This is a genomic window from Micromonospora globosa, from assembly GCF_000717585.1.
GTDB lineage: Bacteria > Actinomycetota > Actinomycetes > Mycobacteriales > Micromonosporaceae > Micromonospora > Micromonospora aurantiaca.
Map to the genome: position 1 here is coordinate 1 of NZ_JNZR01000118.1, position 202 is coordinate 202.

1 protein-coding gene is annotated in these 202 nt (G+C 71.8%); it reads left to right on the forward strand.

Translation table 11 applies throughout. From position 1 onward, the window contains the following. The coding region (locus tag IF06_RS0131905) for a sigma factor-like helix-turn-helix DNA-binding protein (protein WP_030275544.1) at positions 1-202 on the forward strand (202 nt) is incomplete at both ends.

Consider the following 202-nt stretch of genomic DNA (forward strand, 5'->3'; position numbering starts at 1 on the left):
GCTGTCCACCCCGATCGGCGACGGCGACAGCGCCACCGAGCTGGGCGACACGCTCGGCACCGAGGACAACGAGTACGAGCTGGCCGACCTGCGCGCCTCCCTGGGCCCGGCGCTCGCCACGCTCGACGAGCGGGAGCAGAAGATCCTCACGCTGCGCTTCTACGGCAACCTGACCCAGAGCGAGATCGCCGCCCGGGTCGGT